Here is an 18,359-nt window from a genome sequence, read left to right as displayed (position 1 = left end):
GCCCGAACCGTTCGGTTTGACGATCGCAGGGTTCCCGGAGTACGGTTCAAACCGAACCGTTTGGTTTGACGAAGGGAACTGTCATGCAGCACCGCGCACTCGGCACGCAAGGCCTCCGTGTCTCGGCGATCGGCTACGGCACCATGGGCCTGACCATGGCCTACGGCCCCGGCGACGAGACCGAGGGCCGCGCCACCATCCGCCGCGCCCATGAGCTGGGCGTCGACTTCTTCGACACCGCCGAGCTCTACGGCTGGGGCACCGGCTCCAACGAGCGGCTCCTCGGCGAGGCCGTGCAGGACTTCCGCGACGAGATCGTCATCGCCACGAAGTTCGGCTTCGACCTCGCCGACCTCTCGCAGGGCTGGGGCCTCAACAGCCGCCCCGAGAACATCCGCAAGGTCGCCGACAACAGCCTCCGCTACCTCGGCACCGACGTCCTCGACGTGTTCTACCAGCACCGCGTCGACCCCGACGTGCCGATCGAGGACGTCGCCGGCACGGTCAAGGAGCTGATCGACGCCGGGAAGGTCAAGTACTTCGGCCTCTCCGAGGCCGGGCCCGAGACCATCCGCAAGGCGCACGCCGTCCAGCCCGTCTCGGTCCTCCAGACCGAGTACTCCCTGTTCGAGCGGGACGTGGAGCAGCTGTTCCCCGTCCTCGAAGAGCTCGGCATCGGCTTCGTCGCCTACTCGCCGCTGGGCCGCGGCTTCATCACCGGCGGCGCCAAGCCCGCCGACGAGTACGACGAGGACGACATGCGCAGGAACGACCCGCGTTGGGCGCCAGGGAACTTCGAGCAGAACGTCGCCGCGGTCGAGCGGCTCGGCGCGCTGGCCCGCGCCAAGGGGATCACAATCCCGCAGCTCGCGCTCGCGTGGGTGCTCCGGCAGAAGGACTACATCGTCCCGATCCCCGGCTCCCGCAGCCGGTCCCGCATCGAGGAGAACACTGCTGCGGCCGACGTCGAGCTCACGGACGCCGACCTCGCCGCGATCAAGGAGATCCTCCCGACCGGCGGCTTCGGCGCCCGCTACGCCCAGGTCCCTGAATGGGTCTGAGCCGCAAGGCGATCGCTCTGCGGGCGGCCTCCCGGCCGCCCGTCAGGGCCGGGTGCGCTCGATCTGGTCGGTGACCTTCGCGGAGAGGCGTCCGAGTTCGGCGAACTCCTCCGGGGTGAGGGCGTCGAGGACGAGGCGGCGCACGGTGGCGACGTGCTTGGGGGCGGCCGCTTCGATGACGGCGCGGCCGTGGGCGCTGATCGCGACGTAGGCGCCGCGGCCGTCCTCCTCGCACTCCTCGCGGGCGACGAGGTCGCGCTTGGCCATGCGGCGGATCTGGTGGGAGAGGCGGCTCTGCTCCCAGTCGATCCCCTTGGCGAGGTCCTGGAAGCGGACGCGGCCCTCGGGCACGTCGGTGAGCGCCACGAGCACCTCGAAGTCGGAGGACGACAGCCCCGAGTGCGCCTGGAGGTCGGCGGCCATGCGCGCGGTGAGCTTCATGTGCAGGCGCACGAAGGCGCGCCACGAGCGCTGCTCGTCGGCGCTCAGCCAGGGGACCGCGCCCGGGTCGGTGTCGTTCACGCCACCATTCTACCTTCTAGTTGACGCGTCATCTAACTAGCGCTACGGTAATTGATACGTCATGTATTTCCGGAATCCGAGACATGGCGACCCGAGTACGTGGAAGGTGAAGACCATGGCAGACAAGCAGATCATCGCGGTCGTCGGCGCCACCGGGCAGCAGGGCGGGGGCCTCGCGCACGCGATCCTCGCCGATCCGGGCTCCGCGTTCGCGGTCCGGGCGATCACCCGCAACCCCGACTCCGAGAAGGCGAAGGAACTGGCCGCGCTCGGCGCCGAGGTCGTGCACGCCGACCTGGACGACGAGGCGAGCCTCGCGAAGGCCTTCGAAGGCGCGCACGGGGCGTTCCTGGTCACCAACTTCTGGGAGCACATGTCGCCCCAGCGCGAGTACGACCAGGCGCGGAACCTCGCGCAGGCGGCCGAGACCGCGGGCGTGCAGCACGCGATCTGGTCCACACTGGAGGACACGCGCAAGTCCGTGCCCCTGGACGACGACCGGATGCCGACCCTCCTGGGCGAGTACAAGGTCCCGCACTTCGACGTCAAGGGCGACGCGAACGCCTTGTTCACCCAGGCCGGGGTGCCGACCACGTTCCTCCAGACCACGTTCTACTGGGACGGCTTCCTCACCGGCTTCGGCCCCCAGCGCCAGGAGGACGGGAGCCTCGTCCTCGCGATGGCCCTCGGCGAGAGCAGGCTCGCCGGGATCGCCTCCGAGGACATCGGACGCACGGCCTACGGGATCTTCAAGCGCGGCACGGAACTCGCGGGCGAGACCGTGTCCATCGCGGGCGAGCACCTCACCGGCGCCGAGCTCGCCGCGGCCTTCACTGAGGTGGTCGGCGAGCCCGTCCACTACTACGCCGTCCCGTTCGACGACCTGCGCGCCGCCGGGTTCCCCGCCGCCGAGGAGATCGGCAACATGTTCCAGTACTACGCCGAATTCGACACCGAGTTCACCGGCCGCCGTGACCTCGCGAAGGTCCGCGAGCTCAACCCGCAGCTCAAGACCTTCCGCGAATGGCTTGCGGCGCACAAGGACGCGTTCGCGTCCCTCTAAAACCGACCGACCGCCCGCCGGGCTCTGCGCGAGCCCGGCGGGCGGTCGTTCACTGCTGCGGGCCGAGTTCGGCCTCCAGCCAGTGGAGGACCTGCGGCGAGGGCCGGTCGACCGCCTCGGCGAACTCGGGGTGCCTCTTGACGAAGCGGGCGACGTAGGGGCAGACCGGGACGATGCGCATCCCGGCCGCGCGCGCGTCGAGGAGCGCCTGCTCGACCAGCGTGGACGCCAGGCCCTTCCGGGCGAAGGATTTGTCCACTTCGGTGTGGTAGAAAATCCGCTGGCCGCCGCGGTCGCGGTAGGCGGTCAGGCCCGCGCGGGCGCCGCCGACCGCGATCTCATAGAGCCGTTCGGCGTCGACGCGGCGCACGACCGGCTCGGCCTCGCCCTCTTCCGCGTGCTCCTCGGTCCGCTCGGGCGGCGGCGGGTTGCGCCGGGGCATGATGACGGCGTTCGGCAGCGGCGGCGCGGGGAGGCGGCTCCCGGGGTAGCCCTCGACGGCGCCGAAGCGGTCGGAGGCGGCCTCCCACTCGTCGCGGGCCTCCACGATCTCGTCGTGGGTGCGTGCGATGAAGTTCCACCACATGACGATCTCCTCCTCGAACGGCGGGCCGCCGAGCAGGATCAGCCGCGCCGGGGCGTCGGCGTCGTTCGCCAGGGTCAGGGTCGCGGCCCCGGGCGCGGCGTAGCCGAGTTCGGCGTGGCGGAGCAGGGTGCCGTCGAGGCGGACCTCCCCCGCGTCGACGAGCACGCCGTGCTCGAATGAGCGGTCGACGTCGAGCACCGCAGTGGAGCGCGGCGCGAGGTCGATCTGGGCGCCCAGCAGCGGCGTGAACGTGCGGACCGGCGAGGCGGACCCGGCCAGCGCGCCGAGGAAGACCCGGATCTCCGCGCCCTCGACGTGCACCGGTTCGGGCACGTAGTGCTGGAAGTCGCGGCCCGCGTGCCGGTCGGCCTCGGGGAGCGCGACCCACAGCTGGACGCCGTGGACGACGGTGGTGGCGGGGGTGGAGACCTCGGAGTGGGCGATGCCGCGGCCGCCGGTCATGAGGTTCATCTCGCCGGGGCGGATGAGCGCGTGGGTGCCGAGGCTGTCGCGGTGCTCGATCTCGCCGCTGAAGAGCCAGCTGACGGTCTGGAGGCCGGTGTGCGGGTGCGGTGCCACGTCCATGCCGCCGGTCTCCGGGACCGCGACGGGGCCGTAGTGGTCGGCGAAGCACCAGGCGCCGATGAGGGTGCGGGCCCGCTGCGGGAGGGTGCGCCGGACCAGCAGCGCCCGGGGGCCGCCGAGGGGGACTTCGCGGGCTTCGAGTACTTCGACACCGGCCGCGGCGCCGGCGGGCGGGACGCACCGCACCGCCTCCGGGGCCGTCTCCGTGTTGCTCACCTGGACCACCTGCCGTTCGAACTGGTTGTCACATCATCTATATGTTGACGAGCTTAGTCCTACGATCATGGACGCCGGCCGCATCCGCGGTCGGTTCTCGAAAGAGGCGCAGAGCGAGAAGGCGGCGCGGCGTCAGCGGTCGTAGGCGAGGCGGGCGGTGCGCGGGACCGGGCCGAAGGCGCCGGACTGGAAGTCCTGGAACGCCTGGGCGATCTCGGTGCGGCTGTTCATGACGAACGGGCCGCCGAACGCGACGGGCTCGCGCAGCGGCGTGCCGCTGTAGACCATGATGCGTGCCGGGGCGTCGCCGTCGGGGACGGCCAGGTGCAGCACCGTTTCGTCAACGCCCCCAACGGGATCGGACCAGCCGGTCTGCCCGGCGGCGACCTCGCGTCCGCCGACGAGCGCGCGGCCCGCAACCACGTGCGCGAACAGCCGGTGCTCCCCTGGGACGGCGAGGTCGAAGGAGGACTGCGGGTCGATCGCGGCGAGCAGGCCCTGCACCGGCTGGTGGGTCTGCGCCGTCCCGGTCACGCCCGCGACGGTGCCCGCGTGGACGTCGATCGAGACGCCGGGCGCCTCGAAGCGCCGCATCTTGGCGAGCGTGAGGTCCTGGTAGCGGGAGTCGGTGAGCTTCTTGGCCTTGGGCAGGTTGAGCCAGAGCTGGAGGGTGTGCGCGTGCTCGTTGCGGTAGGCGAGTTCGCGGTGGACGATGCCCTTCCCGGCGGTCATCCACTGCACCTCCCCCGGTTCGAGGGCGCCCGCGTGCCCGAGGTTGTCGCCGTGTTCGAGCACGCCGTCGATGACGAGCGTGACGGTTTCGAGCCCGCGGTGCGGGTGCCACTCGAAGCCGGGCTCGGAGAACCAGTCCTCGGCCATGATCAGGAACGGGTCGGTGAGCGCGGGGTCGTTGGGCGCGAAGGCCAGCGCCTTGTCGTCGACCTGGGAGTCGGGCCCCAGGCGGCGGGCGTCCTCGATCCGGTCGAGGGTCCGCGCGGTCGTTGCGGTCATGTGCCTATTCTCCGCTCATCGGGTGGGGCCGGGCGCCGTTCGGCGCCCGGCCGGTGGCTCGGGCTACTCGGCGGCCGCGACGCCGAAGGCGGCGGCCATGCGCTTCCAGGACGCGGCCTCGTCGTGGCGGCCCTGGCGTTCGAGGGTGCGGGCGAGCAGCAGGTGGGCGTAGTGCTCGACCGGGTCGCGGTCGATGAGCTCGCGGAGCTGCTCCTCGGCCCGGCGCAGCTGCGCGGAGTGGTAGTAGGCGCGGGCGAGCAGGAGCCGGGGCCCGGTCGGGCCGGGGGCCTCCTCGACGAGCGCGGCGAGGAGCTTCGCGGCCCCGATGTAGTCGCGGGCCTCGAAACGGGCGTTCGCCCGCTCCCACCGCTCGAACGGCCCCTCCTCGCGGGGCGCCGGCACGCCGCCGGGCTGGACCCCGTCGAACAGGTGCGTCGCGGCGACCCACCGGTCGGGGGCGGCCTCGCCGCTGGGCAGGAAGTCGTTGAAGTCGTTCACAGCCCTCCGTCACCTCCAACTAGTTGACATATCATCTGTACCCGCCGGAACACCTCCGCGTCCACCCCTATTCCCTCCGACGCCTCAGCGGCTTCCGCCGGGGAGCGGCGCGGGGGCGATCCGGCCGCGGGCAAGGGCGAGGTGGTGGTCAGCTTCCGCGGCGTCGGCGGGGTCGTGGGTGGCGTGGACGATCGTGGTGCCGCGGGCGCGCTCCTCGGCGAGGACCGCGGCGATGGCGTCCTTGGCGGCGGCGTCGAGGCCGGTGGACGGTTCGTCGAGGATGAGCAGGTCGGACTGCTGGGCGAGGCCCTGGGCGAGGAGGACGCGCTGGCGCTGGCCGCCGGAGAGGGTGCCGAGGCGGCGGGCGGCGAGGTCGGCGACGCCGAGGCGGTCCATGCAGTGGTCCACGATGGACCGGTCGTCGCGGGTGAGGCGGCGCCACGGGCCGCGGTGGGCCCAGCGGCCCATCGCGACGGTCTGGCGGACGGTGATCGGGAGGGCGTCGGCGGCCTCGCTGCGCTGGACCACGAACGCCGCGCGGCCCGAGTGCGAGCGCCGCAGCGATCCGGAGGCGGGCGGGTGGACCCCGGCGAGGACGCCGAGGAGGGTCGACTTCCCTGATCCGTTGTGGCCGGTGACCGCCGTGATGCGGTGCAGCGGAACCGCAATGGTGACGTCGTGGAGCATGGTCGCGGCGCCGTGGCGCGCGCTCACCCCGTCCAGCTCGATCGCAGCGGACATGCTGTGGATCACTCCCCCTCGGTTTGAATTCGAAAACGATTTTCATTATAGTTCTGGCCGTGGAATGGTTGACCAGCCCCTTCGAAGTCGGATTCGTGGCGCGCGCCCTGTGGGGCGGCCTGCTCGTCTCGGCGATCTGCGGGCTCGCGGGCACGTGGGTCGTGCTGCGCGGCATGGCGTTCATGAGCGACGCCATGTCCCACGGCATGCTCCCGGGCGTCGCCGTCGCCGCGCTCCTCGGCGGGAACCTCCTGCTCGGCGCCGCGCTCAGCGCGCTCGCCATGGCCTTCGGCATCACCGCGCTCTCCCGTTCCAAGCGGCTCTCCCAGGACACCGGCATCGGGCTGCTGTTCGTCGGGATGCTCGCGGCGGGCGTCATCATCGTGTCCCGCTCGCAGTCGTTCGCCGTGGACCTCACCGGGTTCCTGTTCGGCGACGTGCTGTCGGTGCAGCACGCCGACCTCGTCGTCCTCGGCTGCGCCCTCGCCGCGGCGGTCCTCATCGCCGCTGCCTGCCACCGGTCCTTCGTCGCGCTCGCGTTCGACCGGCGCAAGGCCGCCACCCTCGGCCTGCGCCCGGGCCTGGCCCAGGGCCTCATGGTCGGGCTCCTGACGCTCGCCATCGCCGCGTCGTTCCACGTCGTCGGCACATTGCTCGTCTTCGGCCTGCTCATCGCGCCGCCCGCGGCGATGGCTCTGTGGGCCGACCGCATCCCGGTCATCATGGCGGGCGCCGCCCTGCTCGGCGCCGCCGCCACCGCGGGCGGCCTCCTCGTCTCCTGGCACCTCGGGACGGCCGCGGGCGCCACCATCGCCGCGCTCGCCGTCGCCTCCTTCTTCGCCTCCGCCCTCGCCGCGCTCGTGCGCGACCGGCTCCCCTTGCGCCCCACCGTAGAACCGAAAGGACTCTGAATGCCGCCGCCCACGAGAGCACCGGCCGCCGCCCTCACCTGCGCATTCCTCGCCGTCGCAGTCCTCGCGGGCTGCTCCGGCGGCCCCGGCGACACCGCCGAGGACCCCTCCCCCACACCGCACGGCTACGTCGAGGGCGCCGAGGAGACCGCCGAGGCGCAGTGGCGGCTCGTCATCGCCGACGCCGCCACGGGCGAGGTGTTCCTCCTCGACCCGGTGACAGAGGAGCCGGTCGCCGTCGCCGACGTCGACGGAGCGCGGCAGGCCGTCGCCGACGGCCGCTTCGCGTACGTCTCCGACGGGACCACCACCCACGTGATCGACAGCGGCGCATGGACGGTCGACCACGGCGACCACGTGCACTACTACAAGACCGAGCCGCGCGCCGTCGGCGACCTTGACACCGACGTGTCCGCTTCGGTCGGCGACCCGGCCGTCACCGTGGTCAACGGCGCGGACGGCCCGATGGCGCTCGACCGCGAGTCCCTCGACGCGGGCGAGATCGCCGCGACCGCGACGGTCGACGCGCAGGCCGCGCTCCCCTACGACCAGCGCCTCCTGGCGATCGACGACGGCACGGTGACCGTGCTGGAGCGCGACGGCAGCGGCGGGCGAGCACTCGCCGAGGACTGCCCGGACCCGCAGTCCCCCACCGTCACCCGCCGCGGCGCCGTGTTCGCATGCGCCGACGGGGCGCTGCTGGTCTCCGGTGAAGGCGACCTGACCGCGGAGAAGATTCCCTATCCCGCAGGAGCGAGCGTCGACGGCGGCCTCCACCACCGCCCCGGCACCGCGGTGCTCGCCGCCCGCACCGGGGACGGCGGCGTCCTCGTGCTCGACCTCAAGGCGCGCACGTGGACCGCCCTCGACCGGACCGCACACGACCTGGCCGACGCGGTCGCGGTGAGCGCGACCGGTGAGGACTCGCCCGTCCTCGTCCTCACGGAGGACGGCGTGCTCCGCTCCTTCGACCCCGCCACCGGCGCCGCGCTCGCGCAGACCGAGCTGATGGCCGTCACCGACGGCGCCGCGATCCAGGTCGACACCGCCCGCGCGTACGTCAGCGACCCCGAGGGCACCGCGGTCCACGAGATCGACTACCGGGACGACCTGCGCCTGGCCCGCACCTTCGACCTGGACTTCCGGCCCGACCTCATGGTGGAGACGGGATGGTAGCCGCGCTCACGCGACGCGCACTGGTGTCGCTCCCCGCCCTCGCCGCCCTGTCGGCTTGCACTGCAACGGGATCGGACCGCTCCGGCATCGTCGTCACCACGAACATCCTCGGCGACCTCGTGCGCAACGTCGTCGGGGAGCGGACCGAGGTCACGGTCCTCATGGCCGCGGGCGCCGACCCGCACTCGTTCGGCGTCTCCGCGCAGCAGGCCGCGTCACTCGAACGCGCGGAGCTGCTGGTGCACAACGGCCTCGGCCTCGAAGAGGGCGTCCTCAGCCACATCGAGGCGGCCGTCGCGACCGGCGTACCCGACCTCGCGGTCGGCGAGCACGTCGACCCGATCGACTACACCGCCGACGAGACCGCCGGGCAGCCCGACCCGCACTTCTGGACCGACCCGGTGCGCGTGAGCGAGGCCGTGGACCTCATCGCGGACAAGGTGATCGAGCACGTCGCGGGCGTCGACGCCGACGAGGTCCGCGCCAGCGCGGACGCATACCGATCGCAAGTGGACGACCTCCACGCGGACGCCGTCGCGGCGTTCGAGCAGATCCCTCCAGAGCATCGCAAGCTCGTCACCAACCACCACGTCTTCGGGTACCTGGCGCAGCGGTACGGCTTCGAGGTGATCGGGGCGGTCATCCCCAGCGGCACCACCCTCGCCTCGCCCAGCGGCTCCGACCTGAAGGACCTCGCCGACGCCGTCGCCGCCTCCGGCGTCCCCGTCGTGTTCGCGGACTCCTCGCAGCCCGAGCGGCTCATCGAGGCCATGGCCGAGGAGACCGGGCTCGACATCGCGATCGTCCCGCTGTTCACCGAGTCCCTCACCGAACCCGGTGGAGGCGCCGGGACCTACCTCGAAATGGCGGCCGCCAACACCGCGGCCATCGCCGAGCACCTCGCCCCGCAATGACGGACACCCCGCCCATCAGCGGGCCCGCCCCGGGCCCCGACACCCAGAAAAGGATCCACATGAGAACCCGCACCCTATGGACGCCCGCGCTCCTGAGCACCGGGCTCGTGCTCGCCGCCTGCGGCGGCCCCGCCGAGGAGGCCGCCGAGACCGATCCCGTCGAGGTCAACGACGCGCTCGTCGCCACCTACGACGGCGGCATCTACGTCCTCGACGGCGAGACGCTCGAAGTCGTGGAGGACATCCCGCTCGAAGGCTTCAACCGGCTCAACCCCGCCGGGGACGGGCGGCACGTGCTCGTGACCACCCCGACCGGGTTCCGCGTCCTCGACGCGACCGGCGCCGCGCTCTCCGACGACGAGTTCCCGGCCGCCGAGGCCGGACACGTGGTCAACCACGCGGGCGCCACGGTGCTCTTCGCCGACGGCTCCGGCGAAGTCACGATCTTCGACCCGCAGGACCTCGGCGACGGGCTCCCCGAGACCGAGACGTTCACGACCGAGCACCCGCACCACGGTGTGGCCGTTGAGCTGGCGAACGGCGAGCTGCTCGTGACCCTCGGGGACGAGGAGTTCCGGCCCGGCGTCCAGGTCCTCGATGCGGACCGCAACGAGATCGCACGCAGCGAGGAATGCCCCGGCGTGCACGGGGAGTCGGCCGCCGCCGACGAGACGATCGTCGTCGGCTGCGAGAACGGCGTGCTCGTCTACCGCGACGGCGCGCTCACCAAGATCGACAGCCCCGACGAGTACGGCCGCATCGGCAACTCCCGCGGCCACGAGGACTCCACGTTCGTCCTCGGCGACTACAAGGTCGACCCGGAGGCGGAGCTGGAGCGCCCCGAGCGCGTCTCCGTCATCGACACCGTCACCGGCGAGCTGACGCTCGTCGACGTCGGCACCAGCTACAGTTTCCGCTCCCTGGCCCGCGGCCCCGAGGGCGAGGGCCTGCTGCTCGGCACCGACGGCGCGCTCCACGTCATCGACATGGAGCAGGCGGCCGTCACCGCGTCCTACCCGGTCGTCGACGCCTGGGAGGAGCCCCTCGAATGGCAGGAGGCCCGCCCCGCGGTGTTCGTCCGCGGCGACACGACCTACGTGAGCGACCCGGTCGCGCAGAAGATCTACGCCGTGGACGTCGCGACCGGTGAGATCACCGCCGAGACCGAGCTCGCGGGCGCCCCCAACGAGATGACGGGCGTCTAGACCTTCCCCCGGCCCGCCGCGCGCAAGCACAGGGCGCGCGGCGGGCCTCTCCGGAACTCGGTTGCGCCCGTGCGGCGCGACTGCGAGACTTCCCGGTCATGGACTCCCGATCACCCGAGCTGCGCAGCGAACGGCTCGTCCTCGACCGGTACACGCCGTCCGACGAGGAGGACTTCGTCGCCTTGTTCATGGACGAGCGCGTCTCGCGGTTCATGGGCGACGGGCCCGAGCCCGAGGAGAGCGTGCGGGCGCTGTTCCGGCGGGTCTTCTCGAAGGTCTACGACACCGGCGCGTTCGACGTGTGGGCCGTCCGCGAGAACGGGTTCCTCGTCGGGCACGCCGAGATCAAGCCGACCGAGGTCTCCGGCGGCCACGAGCTCATCTACGCCCTCGCCCACCGCGCCTGGGGCCGCGGCCTGGGCACCGAGCTGGCGAGGACGATCACCGCCTACGGCTTCGACGTCCTCGGCCTCGACGCCGTCCACGCCACCGTCGCCGCCGAGAACACCGCCTCCCTCGCCGTCATGGGCAAGATCGGGTTCAAGCACATGCGCGACAAGGACAACGACGACGGCACCGTCACCCGCGTCCTCACCCTCGCCAAGGCCGACGCCCACTGGCACCGGCCCTAGGGCTCAGCGCAGCACGGCCGCCAGCAGGTCGGAGCCGAGTGCGGTCAGGTCGGACAGGCTGAGGGTGTAGCGGACGTAGCGGCCGTGGCGCTGGGAGGTGAGGAGGCCCGCGCGGCGCAGGACCGCGAGGTGGCGGGAGACCTCCGGGGGTGAGAGCTCCCAAGCGTGGGCGAGTTCGCCGGTGGTGTGCGCGCCGCGGGCCAGGGTGCGCAGCAGGCGCAGGCGCACGGGATGCGCGAGGGCCTCCAGCCGCAGCGTGACGGTCTCCAGCGAGACCGGCGCGGGCGCGTCCGGTTCGGCGACCGGGTACTGGACGACCGGCTGCCACCCGGCGGCGTAGACCGCGACCAGATGCGGGCGGCCGAAGACGCTGGGCAGGAAGGTGACTCCGGCCCCGTCGGCGGCGGTCGCCGAGTCCTGCAGCTTGTCCACGACGATGACGCCGCCGTCCGGCGCCAGCGCGACGGCGCTGGAGACCGACGTGAGCGCCGCACCGAGGCCCCGGCGCGCCAGCAGGTCGCTCTTCAGGCGCCGGTCGTCGGCGAGCTGCACGGCGACCCCGGCCCAGGCGGCGTCGAAGAACGCCTCGGCGCACTCCTCAAGGGTGCGGCGCACGCGCGCCCGCACGGCCGCGGGGTCCGCGAGCAGCCGCTCCGCGAACGCCTCCTGGACCGCGCCGCGGGCCTGGGCGAGGCCCAGGGCCCGGTCGCGCGCGGCCGCGTCGGCGAGCGGCGACGGGGCGGCGAAGCGGACCCGGTTGCTGCCGCAGGTGGTGACGAGTGCGGCGGTCACGTACGCCTCGTCGTCGATCCGGTCCACGTCGTCGAGCTCCTCGGCGAGCGTCGGCCGCGGGCGCGCGGGCACGAGGAAGTCCGCTCGTGAAGAGCGCCAGAGGAACTCCGCCTCCTTGAGCCGCTCGGCCAGCTCCGGCCGCAGCCCGGCCCAGACGCTTCCGGCCCACCCGACGTGCTGCGGGTGGTGCGCGGGCTCGGCCAGCACGTGCAGCATCGCGGTCAGCTCCGCCAGCGGGGACACCGAGAACCGCACCCGCCCGGGCGGCAGTCCGCCGATATCGATCCGCAACACCATGACCCCATTGTCGGCGGTCGCCGGACCGGTGGCCGCGTCGGTTGACGAACACCGTCAATCGACGCGGCCCCGCAGGCGGCCGACCGCATCGTTGACGCCATGCCGACCGCCCTGAAGACCCGGCCGCGCGACCTCGTCCGCGCCTCCGGAGGCCCCCGCTACGCCGTCGCCCTGTCGATCGACGCGATCGGCACCGGGCTGCTCCGGCCGTTCCTGCTGCTCTACGGCGTGACCGTGCTGGAGCTGTCCGCGCCCGCCACCGGCGTCGCCATGACCGCCGGGATCGTCGCGGCCCTCGCGTGCACGCCGTTCGTGGGGCAGTGGCTGGACCGGGGCGCGCGCAGCACCGTCGTGGCGGCGTCCATGCTGGTGCGGGTGCTGGGCGTGGCGCTGCTGCTCGCCTCGCCCGCCGGGAACGTGTGGACGTTCGCCGCGGCGGCCCTGCTCCTCGGCGTCGGCAATCAAGCGTGGCCCGCTGCCCACTCGGCGCTGGTCGCGACGGTCTCCCAAGGGCGCGAACGCGACGCGGCCCTCGCGGCCGGGCGGGCCCTGCGCAACGCGGGCATGGGCGCGGGAGCGCTCCTCGCCATCGCGTTCCTCACCGGCGGCGCCGCCGCCTTGCAGGCGCTCGCGGCCGTCACCGGGCTCGCCTACCTCGCGGCGGCGGCCCTGACCTGGTCGGTGCGCCTGCGCGCGGACCCGGCGGACGCCGAGGGCGGGGAGGAGCCCGCAGGGCCGCTGCCGCGGATGCGGACCCTGTTGGCCGCCAACGTCGTCTACACGTTCTGCCTCAACGTCCCCGAGATCGCGCTTCCCCTGGTCCTGGTGACCCAGCTCGACGCCTCCCCGGCCTGGTCGGCGGTCGTCTTCGTGGCGAACACGGTCATGGTGGTCACGTTGCAGGTGCCGGTCACGGTGCTGCTGTCGCGCTACCCGCGGCGGGCAGTGCTCGCGGCCGGCGGCGTGGTCCTCAGCGTCTCCTACCTCGGCTTCCTCGCCGCGACCCTGCTCGGCCACGGCTGGGCGGCCCCGGCGATCGCGGCGGTGTCGCTGGTCTGCACCTTCGGCGAGATCCTGTACGCGGGCACCGCGACCGCCCTCGTCACCGCCGTCGCCCCGGCCCGCGCGATCGGCCGCGCCCTCGCCCGCTTCCAGCTCTCCACCGGGTTCGGCCTCGCCGTCTCCCCCGCGGCGATCACTACCCTCGCCGCCCTCGGCCCGACCGCGCTCTGGGGCGCCCTCACCGCCGCGACCCTCGCCTCGGCCGCCGCCGTCGCCGCCGAGAAGGACCTCAGCCCGCGGTGACCGCATGGCGGTCAGGTCCGCGCCTCCCTCTGGGGCGCGGGCCGGTGCCCGCGGTCCCCGGTCAGGCCTTGACGACCGCCGTCGCGAACGACCACGGCGGCAGCTCGATGTCGACGCCGTCGTCGCCCTTGGCGGACAAGGACACCGGGGTCACCGGGGAGGCGTGGAACAGCTCGCCGTCGTCGGGTCCCGCGCCCGCGAGGAGCGTGATCGCCGCGGTCGCGGGGCCGGGGACCGCCACGTGGGCGGTCTTCGGGGTGTCCTCGGCGTTGACAAGGCGGACCACGTACTCGGTGCCGCCGTCGGCGTCGCGGGAGAGGACCCCCGCGGTGACCCGCTGCTCGGGCCGCAGGTCCTGCTCGTAGTCGTGGCGCAGCTCCCCGTCGGCCCAGACCTGCACGCGCGCGCCGTCGAGTTTCACCCTCACGTGGACGGGCTCGCCCGAGTGGAGGCCGCGCCACGGGACCGGCCCGTGGTCGCCGTTGCCGATGCCGTCGTCCGAGCGGTTGACGACGGTGAACTTGTTCTGCCACATACCGAACGAGACCGTGATCGAGCTGGCCGGGGCCTCGGGGCCGAGCTTGACCTCGAAGCCGTCCTCGCCGTCCTCCTTGATGGCGGTGGACTCCAGCTCGCACGCGGTCGGGTCGATGGAGCCCAGGCGCACGCCGTCGCCGTCGATCCCGGTGCGCGCGTCGGGGACCGGCTCGCCGTCGAGCCTGATGCCGGTGAAGGCGACGGAGGCGCGCGCCGAGGACAGGACCGCGGTGCCGATCGTCGGGAGCTCCACGGGACGGTGCTGGACGCCTTCGAGTTCGACGGCGTGGACCCGCTGCCCCCGTTCGGCGCCGAACGCCTGCTGCACGTAGTAGGAGGCGCTGGGCCGCACCTCGTCGGCGGTGAAGTAGATGAGGTCGGGCGTCCACTGCGCGTGCCCGACGCGGGCCAGCAGCGGCGCGTACGACGCGAGCTTGACGACCTCGGGGCGGCGCTCCATCGCGGTCATGTACGCGGCCTCGGCGAGCGCCGACCTGACCCGGCTGGACCACGCCGCGTACTCCCCCAGGTAGACCTTGGGGCCCTCGGGGTCGTAGGCGTTCCAGCGGTCGAGGTTCTGGTGGTACCAGCGGGGATTCTGGTAGCCGTGCTCGTCGACGACCGGGATCGCGCGCTCGCGCGCGAACGCCCACCCGGCCTCGTAGTCGGCGCCGTGGGGGGCGGGGCCGACGGTGCCGATCGGGGTGATCTCGGGGCAGGCGGCGCGCAGGGCGTCCTCGATGCGGGCGTACCGGTCCTTGAACTGGTCGGTGATCTCGTCCTCGTTGCCGACGCCGAGGTAGCGCAGTCCGAAGGGCTCGGGGTGGCCGAGTTCGATCCGCTTCGCGCCCCAGCGGGTCTCGGGTCCGCCGTTGGCGAACTCGACGAGGTCGAGCACATCCTGGATGTAGGCGTCCATCTCCGCGTCGGGGATCGCGTGCTGGCCGCCGGGCGAGTTCTGGCAGCAGACCCCGGCGGCGACGATCGGGATCGCGGTGGCGCCCACGGCTTCGCAGAGTTCGAAGTATTCGAGGTACCCGATCTGGCGGGACTGGTGGTATCGCCAGATGTTGAATGCTTGGACGCGCTCGTGGCGGGGCCCGATGGTGTCCTTCCATTGGTACATGTTCGCGAGGCCGTAGCCGTGCGCGAGGCAGCCGCCGGGGAAGCGGATGAAGCTCGGGTGGAGGTCCTTCAGGGCCTGGAGGAGGTCGGGGCGGAAGGTGAGCGGCTCGCCGTCCGCGCCGAGGGGCCGCAGGGAGATCGCGTCGATGTCGACCAGGGCCCCGGCGGGGACGGCGAGGCGCAGCTCCCCGCGGCCGTCGGCGGCCGCTTCGAGGTCGGCCTCCACGAGCCGCCAGCCGCCTTGGGGCACTTCGAGGACGGCGGCGGCGCCTCCGGCGGCCTGGACGTCGATCGCGGTGTCGGCGTCGGCGCGCGCGAACAGCGAGAGGCGCAGGCGCTCGCCGCGGGCCGCGCCGACGCCGTCCCAGCCGCCGTTCGCGAGCGCGGCCGGGCCGGTCAGGCGCGCGTAGTGGACGTTGTTCGGATGCAGCGGGTCCTCGGTCCGCACCGACACCTCGCCTTCGGAGGACCAGCCGGTGAGCGGGCCGAAGCCCTCGCGCTCGGAGGCGTCGAACTCGAAGTCGCCGTTGCGGACCCGCTCGGCGTTGAGGCCGCCGTCGAGGGCGTCGTTGAGGTCCTCGATGAACAGGCCCCACAGGTCGGGGGCGGCCTCGGCCACGGCGTCGCCGACGCGGACGGTGAATCGCTGGCTCACAGGGGTGCCTTCCTGAACAAGGTCTGTTTATCGGTAAAGCACGAACACTGTAGCGGCTCGGGGACCGGTGGTGTCAAGCCCCTCGCAGCTCCGCGCCTCCTCGGGCCGGGCTTACGCGCGCAGCTCGAAACGCTGCGGAAGCGGCCGGGCGGCGCCGGCCGCGAGTGAGGGCCGCCCGGCGATGCCGGGCGGCCCTGTATCGGCGGGTATTACTCGGGGTCCATGGGCCGCTGGGCGGGGCGGGTCATCGACTCGGCCTGCGCGGGCGGCGCGTCCTCGGTCTGGCGGTCGTACATGGTGCGGCTCGGGTTCGCGAAGGGCTCGCCCGGCTGGGTGTCCTTGGTGCTCCAGTCGGACGCCTCGCCGGCCCGGTAGCCGTCGTACTCGGCTTCGGCGGCGGTGCTGGTCGCCGCGAGGGACCAGATCACGAACACGTCGACCGCGATCACGGTGATCGCCCACAGCGGCTGGTACGGCATCCAGAAGAACTGCGCGGTCGCCGAGAGCACCGCGAGCACGATGCCGATCCAGCGGGCCCACGCGCGGCCCGAGAAGATGAACATACCGGTCACGGCCGCGAGCGCACCGATGATGAGGTGCGTCCAGCCCCAGCCGGTGAGGTCGAGCTGGAGCATGTAGTTCGGCGTGGTCACGAAGATCTCGTCCTCGGCGATCGCGGCGAGGCCCATGAGGACCTGCCAGACGCCGACCATGATCATCAGGCACGCGGCAAGCGTTGTCCCCCCTGCCGCCCATGCCGCTCGGCTGTTGTTCTGCGCCATAGTGATGCCTCCGTTCGACCTGGAGACGGCCGCGGAACCCGGCGGTGCCCTCAGGCCCGCAGGCCGCCAATCAGCCTGATCGTAACGCCGGAAACCATCAGAAATTGGTTATTGTTCACATTCGGTCCCGCTAGCGGGCCAGGAGGCCCCGCACGAACGCGGCGATGCGGGCCGGGTCCTCCTCGGCCATGAAGTGGCCCAGGTCGACCGGCTCGTACGCGAAGTCGGGCGCCCAGGCGGCCCAGATCTTCTCGGGGTCGAAGCCGAGCCTGCTCCCCCAGTCCTGGGAGATCGCGGCGACGGGCATGGCGAGGGTGCGGCCCTCGGCGCGGTCGGCGCGGTCCATGTCGAGGTCGATCCCGGCGGTGGCGCGGTAGTCGGCGACGATCGACGGCACCGCGTCCACGGAGGCGCGGAGGTAGTGCTCGCGCAGCTCAGGAGCGAACGTGGTCCCGGCGGGGTCCCAAGCGTCGAGGAACGACGCGAAGAAGTCCTCGGCCACGGCGGCGATCATCCGCTCGGGCAGGCCCTTCGGCTGCGCCATGAGGTAGAGGTGCCAGGCGACCTTCGCGTCGGCGCCGTGCAGGACGTCCCAGGAGTCCAGGGTCGGGAGCACGTCGAGGATGCCGAGGTGCGAGACGGCCTCCGGGTGGTCGAGGCCCGCGCGGACGCCGACGAGCGCGCCGCGGTCGTGGCCGACCAGGGCGAAGCGGTCGTGGCCGAGGCGGGCGGCGACGGCGATGACGTCGTTCGCCATGGTGCGCTTCGAGTACGCGTCCGGGGCGGTCTCCTCGGGCTTGTCGCTGTCGCCGTAGCCGCGGAGGTCCGGGGCGATGACGGTGTGGTCGCGGACGAGGTCCTGCGCGACGGCGCTCCACATCAGGTGGGTCTGCGGGAAGCCGTGCAGGAGGACCACGGGCGGGCCCTCGCCCGCGTGGGCGACGTTGAGGTCGACGCCGTCGGCGCCGGGGATGCGGTCGTAGGCGAAGCCGGGGATCGCGGTCATGACTGGTCCTTTCGGTCGGTGGTCTGGATATCGGCGGCCGGGATGGAGGCGGGAGTGGGGCGGCCGGAGAAGATGCCGTGCTGTCCGGCGGCGACGCCGCTGCGCAGGGCGGGGATGAGGACGGCGTCGGTGAGCGCCTCGCGGTAGGCCGCGTCGGTGGTGAGGCCGTTGAGCTTGCGGAGGACCAGCACCGCGGCGCCGACCTCCTCGTAGGCGAACGGGTCGGCGGTGGCGGGGAGTTCGCCGCGTTCGATCGCGGCGCGGAGCACGGCGTCGGTGAGGCGGGCGCCGGTCGGGCCCGCGGAGTCCTCGATGTACTGGCAGAGTTCCGGATCGCGAAGGCCCGCTTGGAGGATGGTGAGGCTGACGGAGGAGCCCGCCTCCATGGTCGCCTCCAGGCGTTCGAGCAGGGCGAGCAGGTCGCCGCGGAGCGAGCCGGTGTCGATCGGGTCCGGCTTGTTGCCCGCGGCGGGCCCGGCCTTGATGGCGGCGACGACCATCTCCTGCCTGGTGGCCCAGCGGCGGTAGAGGGTCTTCTTCGAGGCCTGGGCGCGGCGGGCGACCTCCTCGAAAGTCACGCCGTCGATCCCCGCTTCTCCGAGCAGGGCGAGCACGATCCGCAGGATCTCCGCCTCGCGGGCGTCGTCGCGCGGGCGACCCGGGGGCCGCGATTGCACATTAGGATACGTCACGGGTCGTATCCTAACGCGGTTCCGGAGCGCCCCGGCCCACCCGGGAG

18 protein-coding genes are annotated in these 18,359 nt (G+C 72.7%); 8 read left to right on the top strand and 10 right to left on the bottom strand.

Annotated elements, in window-relative coordinates; translation table 11 throughout:
* Window positions 1-83 precede the first annotated feature (83 nt).
* The gene (locus WA640_RS10695; protein WP_335987635.1) at window positions 84-1,061 is read left to right on the top strand and encodes an aldo/keto reductase; all 978 of its coding nucleotides are present in this window, start codon (window positions 84-86) and stop codon (window positions 1,059-1,061) included.
* A gap of 42 nt (window positions 1,062-1,103) precedes the next feature.
* On the opposite strand, the gene WA640_RS10690 is transcribed toward WA640_RS10695, so the two are convergent.
* Window positions 1,104-1,583 carry a MarR family winged helix-turn-helix transcriptional regulator gene (locus WA640_RS10690; protein WP_219926689.1) on the bottom strand — a complete coding sequence of 160 codons (480 nt, stop codon included), beginning with the start codon at window positions 1,581-1,583 and terminating at the stop codon, window positions 1,104-1,106.
* Window positions 1,584-1,698: 115 nt separating this feature from the next.
* Here WA640_RS10690 and WA640_RS10685 point away from each other — a divergent pair, with 115 nt between their 5' ends.
* Window positions 1,699-2,646 carry an NmrA/HSCARG family protein gene (locus WA640_RS10685; protein WP_335987634.1) on the top strand — a complete coding sequence of 316 codons (948 nt, stop codon included), beginning with the start codon at window positions 1,699-1,701 and terminating at the stop codon, window positions 2,644-2,646.
* A 49-nt stretch (window positions 2,647-2,695) separates the two neighbouring features.
* On the opposite strand, the gene WA640_RS10680 is transcribed toward WA640_RS10685, so the two are convergent.
* From WA640_RS10680 to aztA, 4 genes are all read right to left on the bottom strand, one after another.
* A complete protein-coding gene (locus tag WA640_RS10680; RefSeq protein ID WP_335987633.1) occupies window positions 2,696-4,033 on the bottom strand; it encodes a bifunctional pirin family protein/GNAT family N-acetyltransferase in 1,338 nt (445 codons plus the stop codon).
* 132 nt (window positions 4,034-4,165) lie between these two features.
* Window positions 4,166-5,044 (bottom strand): pirin family protein, encoded by an 879-nt coding sequence (locus tag WA640_RS10675; RefSeq protein ID WP_335987632.1) that lies wholly within the window; start codon window positions 5,042-5,044, stop codon window positions 4,166-4,168.
* Between the two features lie 63 nt (window positions 5,045-5,107).
* Window positions 5,108-5,542, bottom strand: a complete 435-nt coding sequence (locus WA640_RS10670; protein WP_335987631.1) for a tetratricopeptide repeat protein — start codon at window positions 5,540-5,542, stop codon at window positions 5,108-5,110.
* An 84-nt stretch (window positions 5,543-5,626) separates the two neighbouring features.
* Window positions 5,627-6,283 carry a zinc ABC transporter ATP-binding protein AztA gene (aztA, locus tag WA640_RS10665; protein ID WP_335987630.1) on the bottom strand — a complete coding sequence of 219 codons (657 nt, stop codon included), beginning with the start codon at window positions 6,281-6,283 and terminating at the stop codon, window positions 5,627-5,629.
* A 59-nt stretch (window positions 6,284-6,342) separates the two neighbouring features.
* Here aztA and aztB point away from each other — a divergent pair, with 59 nt between their 5' ends.
* The 5 genes from aztB to WA640_RS10640 all read left to right on the top strand — a co-directional run bounded on the left by aztB (window position 6,343) and on the right by WA640_RS10640 (window position 11,121).
* Window positions 6,343-7,194, top strand: coding sequence for a zinc ABC transporter permease AztB (aztB, locus tag WA640_RS10660; RefSeq protein ID WP_335987629.1), 852 nt, complete (start codon window positions 6,343-6,345; stop codon window positions 7,192-7,194).
* Window positions 7,195-8,370 carry a hypothetical protein gene (locus tag WA640_RS10655; protein WP_335987628.1) on the top strand — a complete coding sequence of 392 codons (1,176 nt, stop codon included), beginning with the start codon at window positions 7,195-7,197 and terminating at the stop codon, window positions 8,368-8,370.
* Complete coding sequence (aztC, locus tag WA640_RS10650) at window positions 8,364-9,284, top strand: zinc ABC transporter substrate-binding protein AztC (RefSeq protein WP_335987627.1); 921 nt, start codon at window positions 8,364-8,366, stop codon at window positions 9,282-9,284. The genes WA640_RS10655 and aztC overlap by 7 nt, the downstream gene beginning before the upstream one ends.
* Window positions 9,285-9,343: 59 nt before the next feature.
* A complete protein-coding gene (gene aztD, locus WA640_RS10645; protein ID WP_335987626.1) occupies window positions 9,344-10,489 on the top strand; it encodes a zinc metallochaperone AztD in 1,146 nt (381 codons plus the stop codon).
* 98 nt (window positions 10,490-10,587) lie between these two features.
* A complete protein-coding gene (locus tag WA640_RS10640) occupies window positions 10,588-11,121 on the top strand; it encodes a GNAT family N-acetyltransferase (protein ID WP_335987625.1) in 534 nt (177 codons plus the stop codon).
* Between the two features lie 3 nt (window positions 11,122-11,124).
* On the opposite strand, the gene WA640_RS10635 is transcribed toward WA640_RS10640, so the two are convergent.
* Window positions 11,125-12,210 (bottom strand): helix-turn-helix domain-containing protein, encoded by a 1,086-nt coding sequence (locus WA640_RS10635; RefSeq protein WP_335987624.1) that lies wholly within the window; start codon window positions 12,208-12,210, stop codon window positions 11,125-11,127.
* A gap of 99 nt (window positions 12,211-12,309) precedes the next feature.
* Here WA640_RS10635 and WA640_RS10630 point away from each other — a divergent pair, with 99 nt between their 5' ends.
* The gene (locus WA640_RS10630) at window positions 12,310-13,515 is read left to right on the top strand and encodes an MFS transporter (RefSeq protein ID WP_335987623.1); all 1,206 of its coding nucleotides are present in this window, start codon (window positions 12,310-12,312) and stop codon (window positions 13,513-13,515) included.
* 61 nt (window positions 13,516-13,576) lie between these two features.
* On the opposite strand, the gene WA640_RS10625 is transcribed toward WA640_RS10630, so the two are convergent.
* The 4 genes from WA640_RS10625 to WA640_RS10610 form a co-directional block, all read right to left on the bottom strand.
* Window positions 13,577-15,832 (bottom strand): alpha-L-arabinofuranosidase C-terminal domain-containing protein, encoded by a 2,256-nt coding sequence (locus WA640_RS10625; protein WP_335987622.1) that lies wholly within the window; start codon window positions 15,830-15,832, stop codon window positions 13,577-13,579.
* A 209-nt stretch (window positions 15,833-16,041) separates the two neighbouring features.
* Window positions 16,042-16,614, bottom strand: coding sequence for a DUF7144 family membrane protein (locus WA640_RS10620; protein WP_442904727.1), 573 nt, complete (start codon window positions 16,612-16,614; stop codon window positions 16,042-16,044).
* A 130-nt stretch (window positions 16,615-16,744) separates the two neighbouring features.
* Window positions 16,745-17,620 (bottom strand): alpha/beta hydrolase, encoded by an 876-nt coding sequence (locus WA640_RS10615; protein WP_335987620.1) that lies wholly within the window; start codon window positions 17,618-17,620, stop codon window positions 16,745-16,747.
* The gene (locus WA640_RS10610; protein WP_335987619.1) at window positions 17,617-18,312 is read right to left on the bottom strand and encodes a TetR/AcrR family transcriptional regulator; all 696 of its coding nucleotides are present in this window, start codon (window positions 18,310-18,312) and stop codon (window positions 17,617-17,619) included. Before WA640_RS10610 ends, WA640_RS10615 begins: the two co-directional genes overlap by 4 nt.
* Window positions 18,313-18,359 lie beyond the last annotated feature (47 nt).

This window comes from Glycomyces sp. MUSA5-2 (genome assembly GCF_037034145.1).
Classification (GTDB): Bacteria; Actinomycetota; Actinomycetes; order Mycobacteriales; family Micromonosporaceae; genus Glycomyces; species Glycomyces artemisiae.
Note: the sequence above shows the minus strand (reverse complement) of the source record. Positions and strands in the feature narration are given on the sequence as shown.

Excerpts from the sequence above, each read along its gene's own strand:
- WA640_RS10630 (WP_335987623.1), top strand. The coding sequence starts at position 12,310 with ATGCCGACCGCCCTGAAGACCCGGCCGCGCGACCTCGTCCGCGCCTCC.
- WA640_RS10655 (WP_335987628.1), top strand. The coding sequence starts at position 7,195 with ATGCCGCCGCCCACGAGAGCACCGGCCGCCGCCCTCACCTGCGCATTC.
- aztC (WP_335987627.1), top strand. The coding sequence starts at position 8,364 with ATGGTAGCCGCGCTCACGCGACGCGCACTGGTGTCGCTCCCCGCCCTC.
- WA640_RS10635 (WP_335987624.1), bottom strand. The coding sequence starts at position 12,210 with ATGGTGTTGCGGATCGATATCGGCGGACTGCCGCCCGGGCGGGTGCGG.
- WA640_RS10620 (WP_442904727.1), bottom strand. The coding sequence starts at position 16,614 with ATGGCGCAGAACAACAGCCGAGCGGCATGGGCGGCAGGGGGGACAACG.
- WA640_RS10685 (WP_335987634.1), top strand. The coding sequence starts at position 1,699 with ATGGCAGACAAGCAGATCATCGCGGTCGTCGGCGCCACCGGGCAGCAG.
- WA640_RS10695 (WP_335987635.1), top strand. The coding sequence starts at position 84 with ATGCAGCACCGCGCACTCGGCACGCAAGGCCTCCGTGTCTCGGCGATC.
- WA640_RS10640 (WP_335987625.1), top strand. The coding sequence starts at position 10,588 with ATGGACTCCCGATCACCCGAGCTGCGCAGCGAACGGCTCGTCCTCGAC.
- WA640_RS10675 (WP_335987632.1), bottom strand. The coding sequence starts at position 5,044 with ATGACCGCAACGACCGCGCGGACCCTCGACCGGATCGAGGACGCCCGC.
- WA640_RS10615 (WP_335987620.1), bottom strand. The coding sequence starts at position 17,620 with ATGACCGCGATCCCCGGCTTCGCCTACGACCGCATCCCCGGCGCCGAC.
- aztD (WP_335987626.1), top strand. The coding sequence starts at position 9,344 with ATGAGAACCCGCACCCTATGGACGCCCGCGCTCCTGAGCACCGGGCTC.
- aztA (WP_335987630.1), bottom strand. The coding sequence starts at position 6,283 with ATGTCCGCTGCGATCGAGCTGGACGGGGTGAGCGCGCGCCACGGCGCC.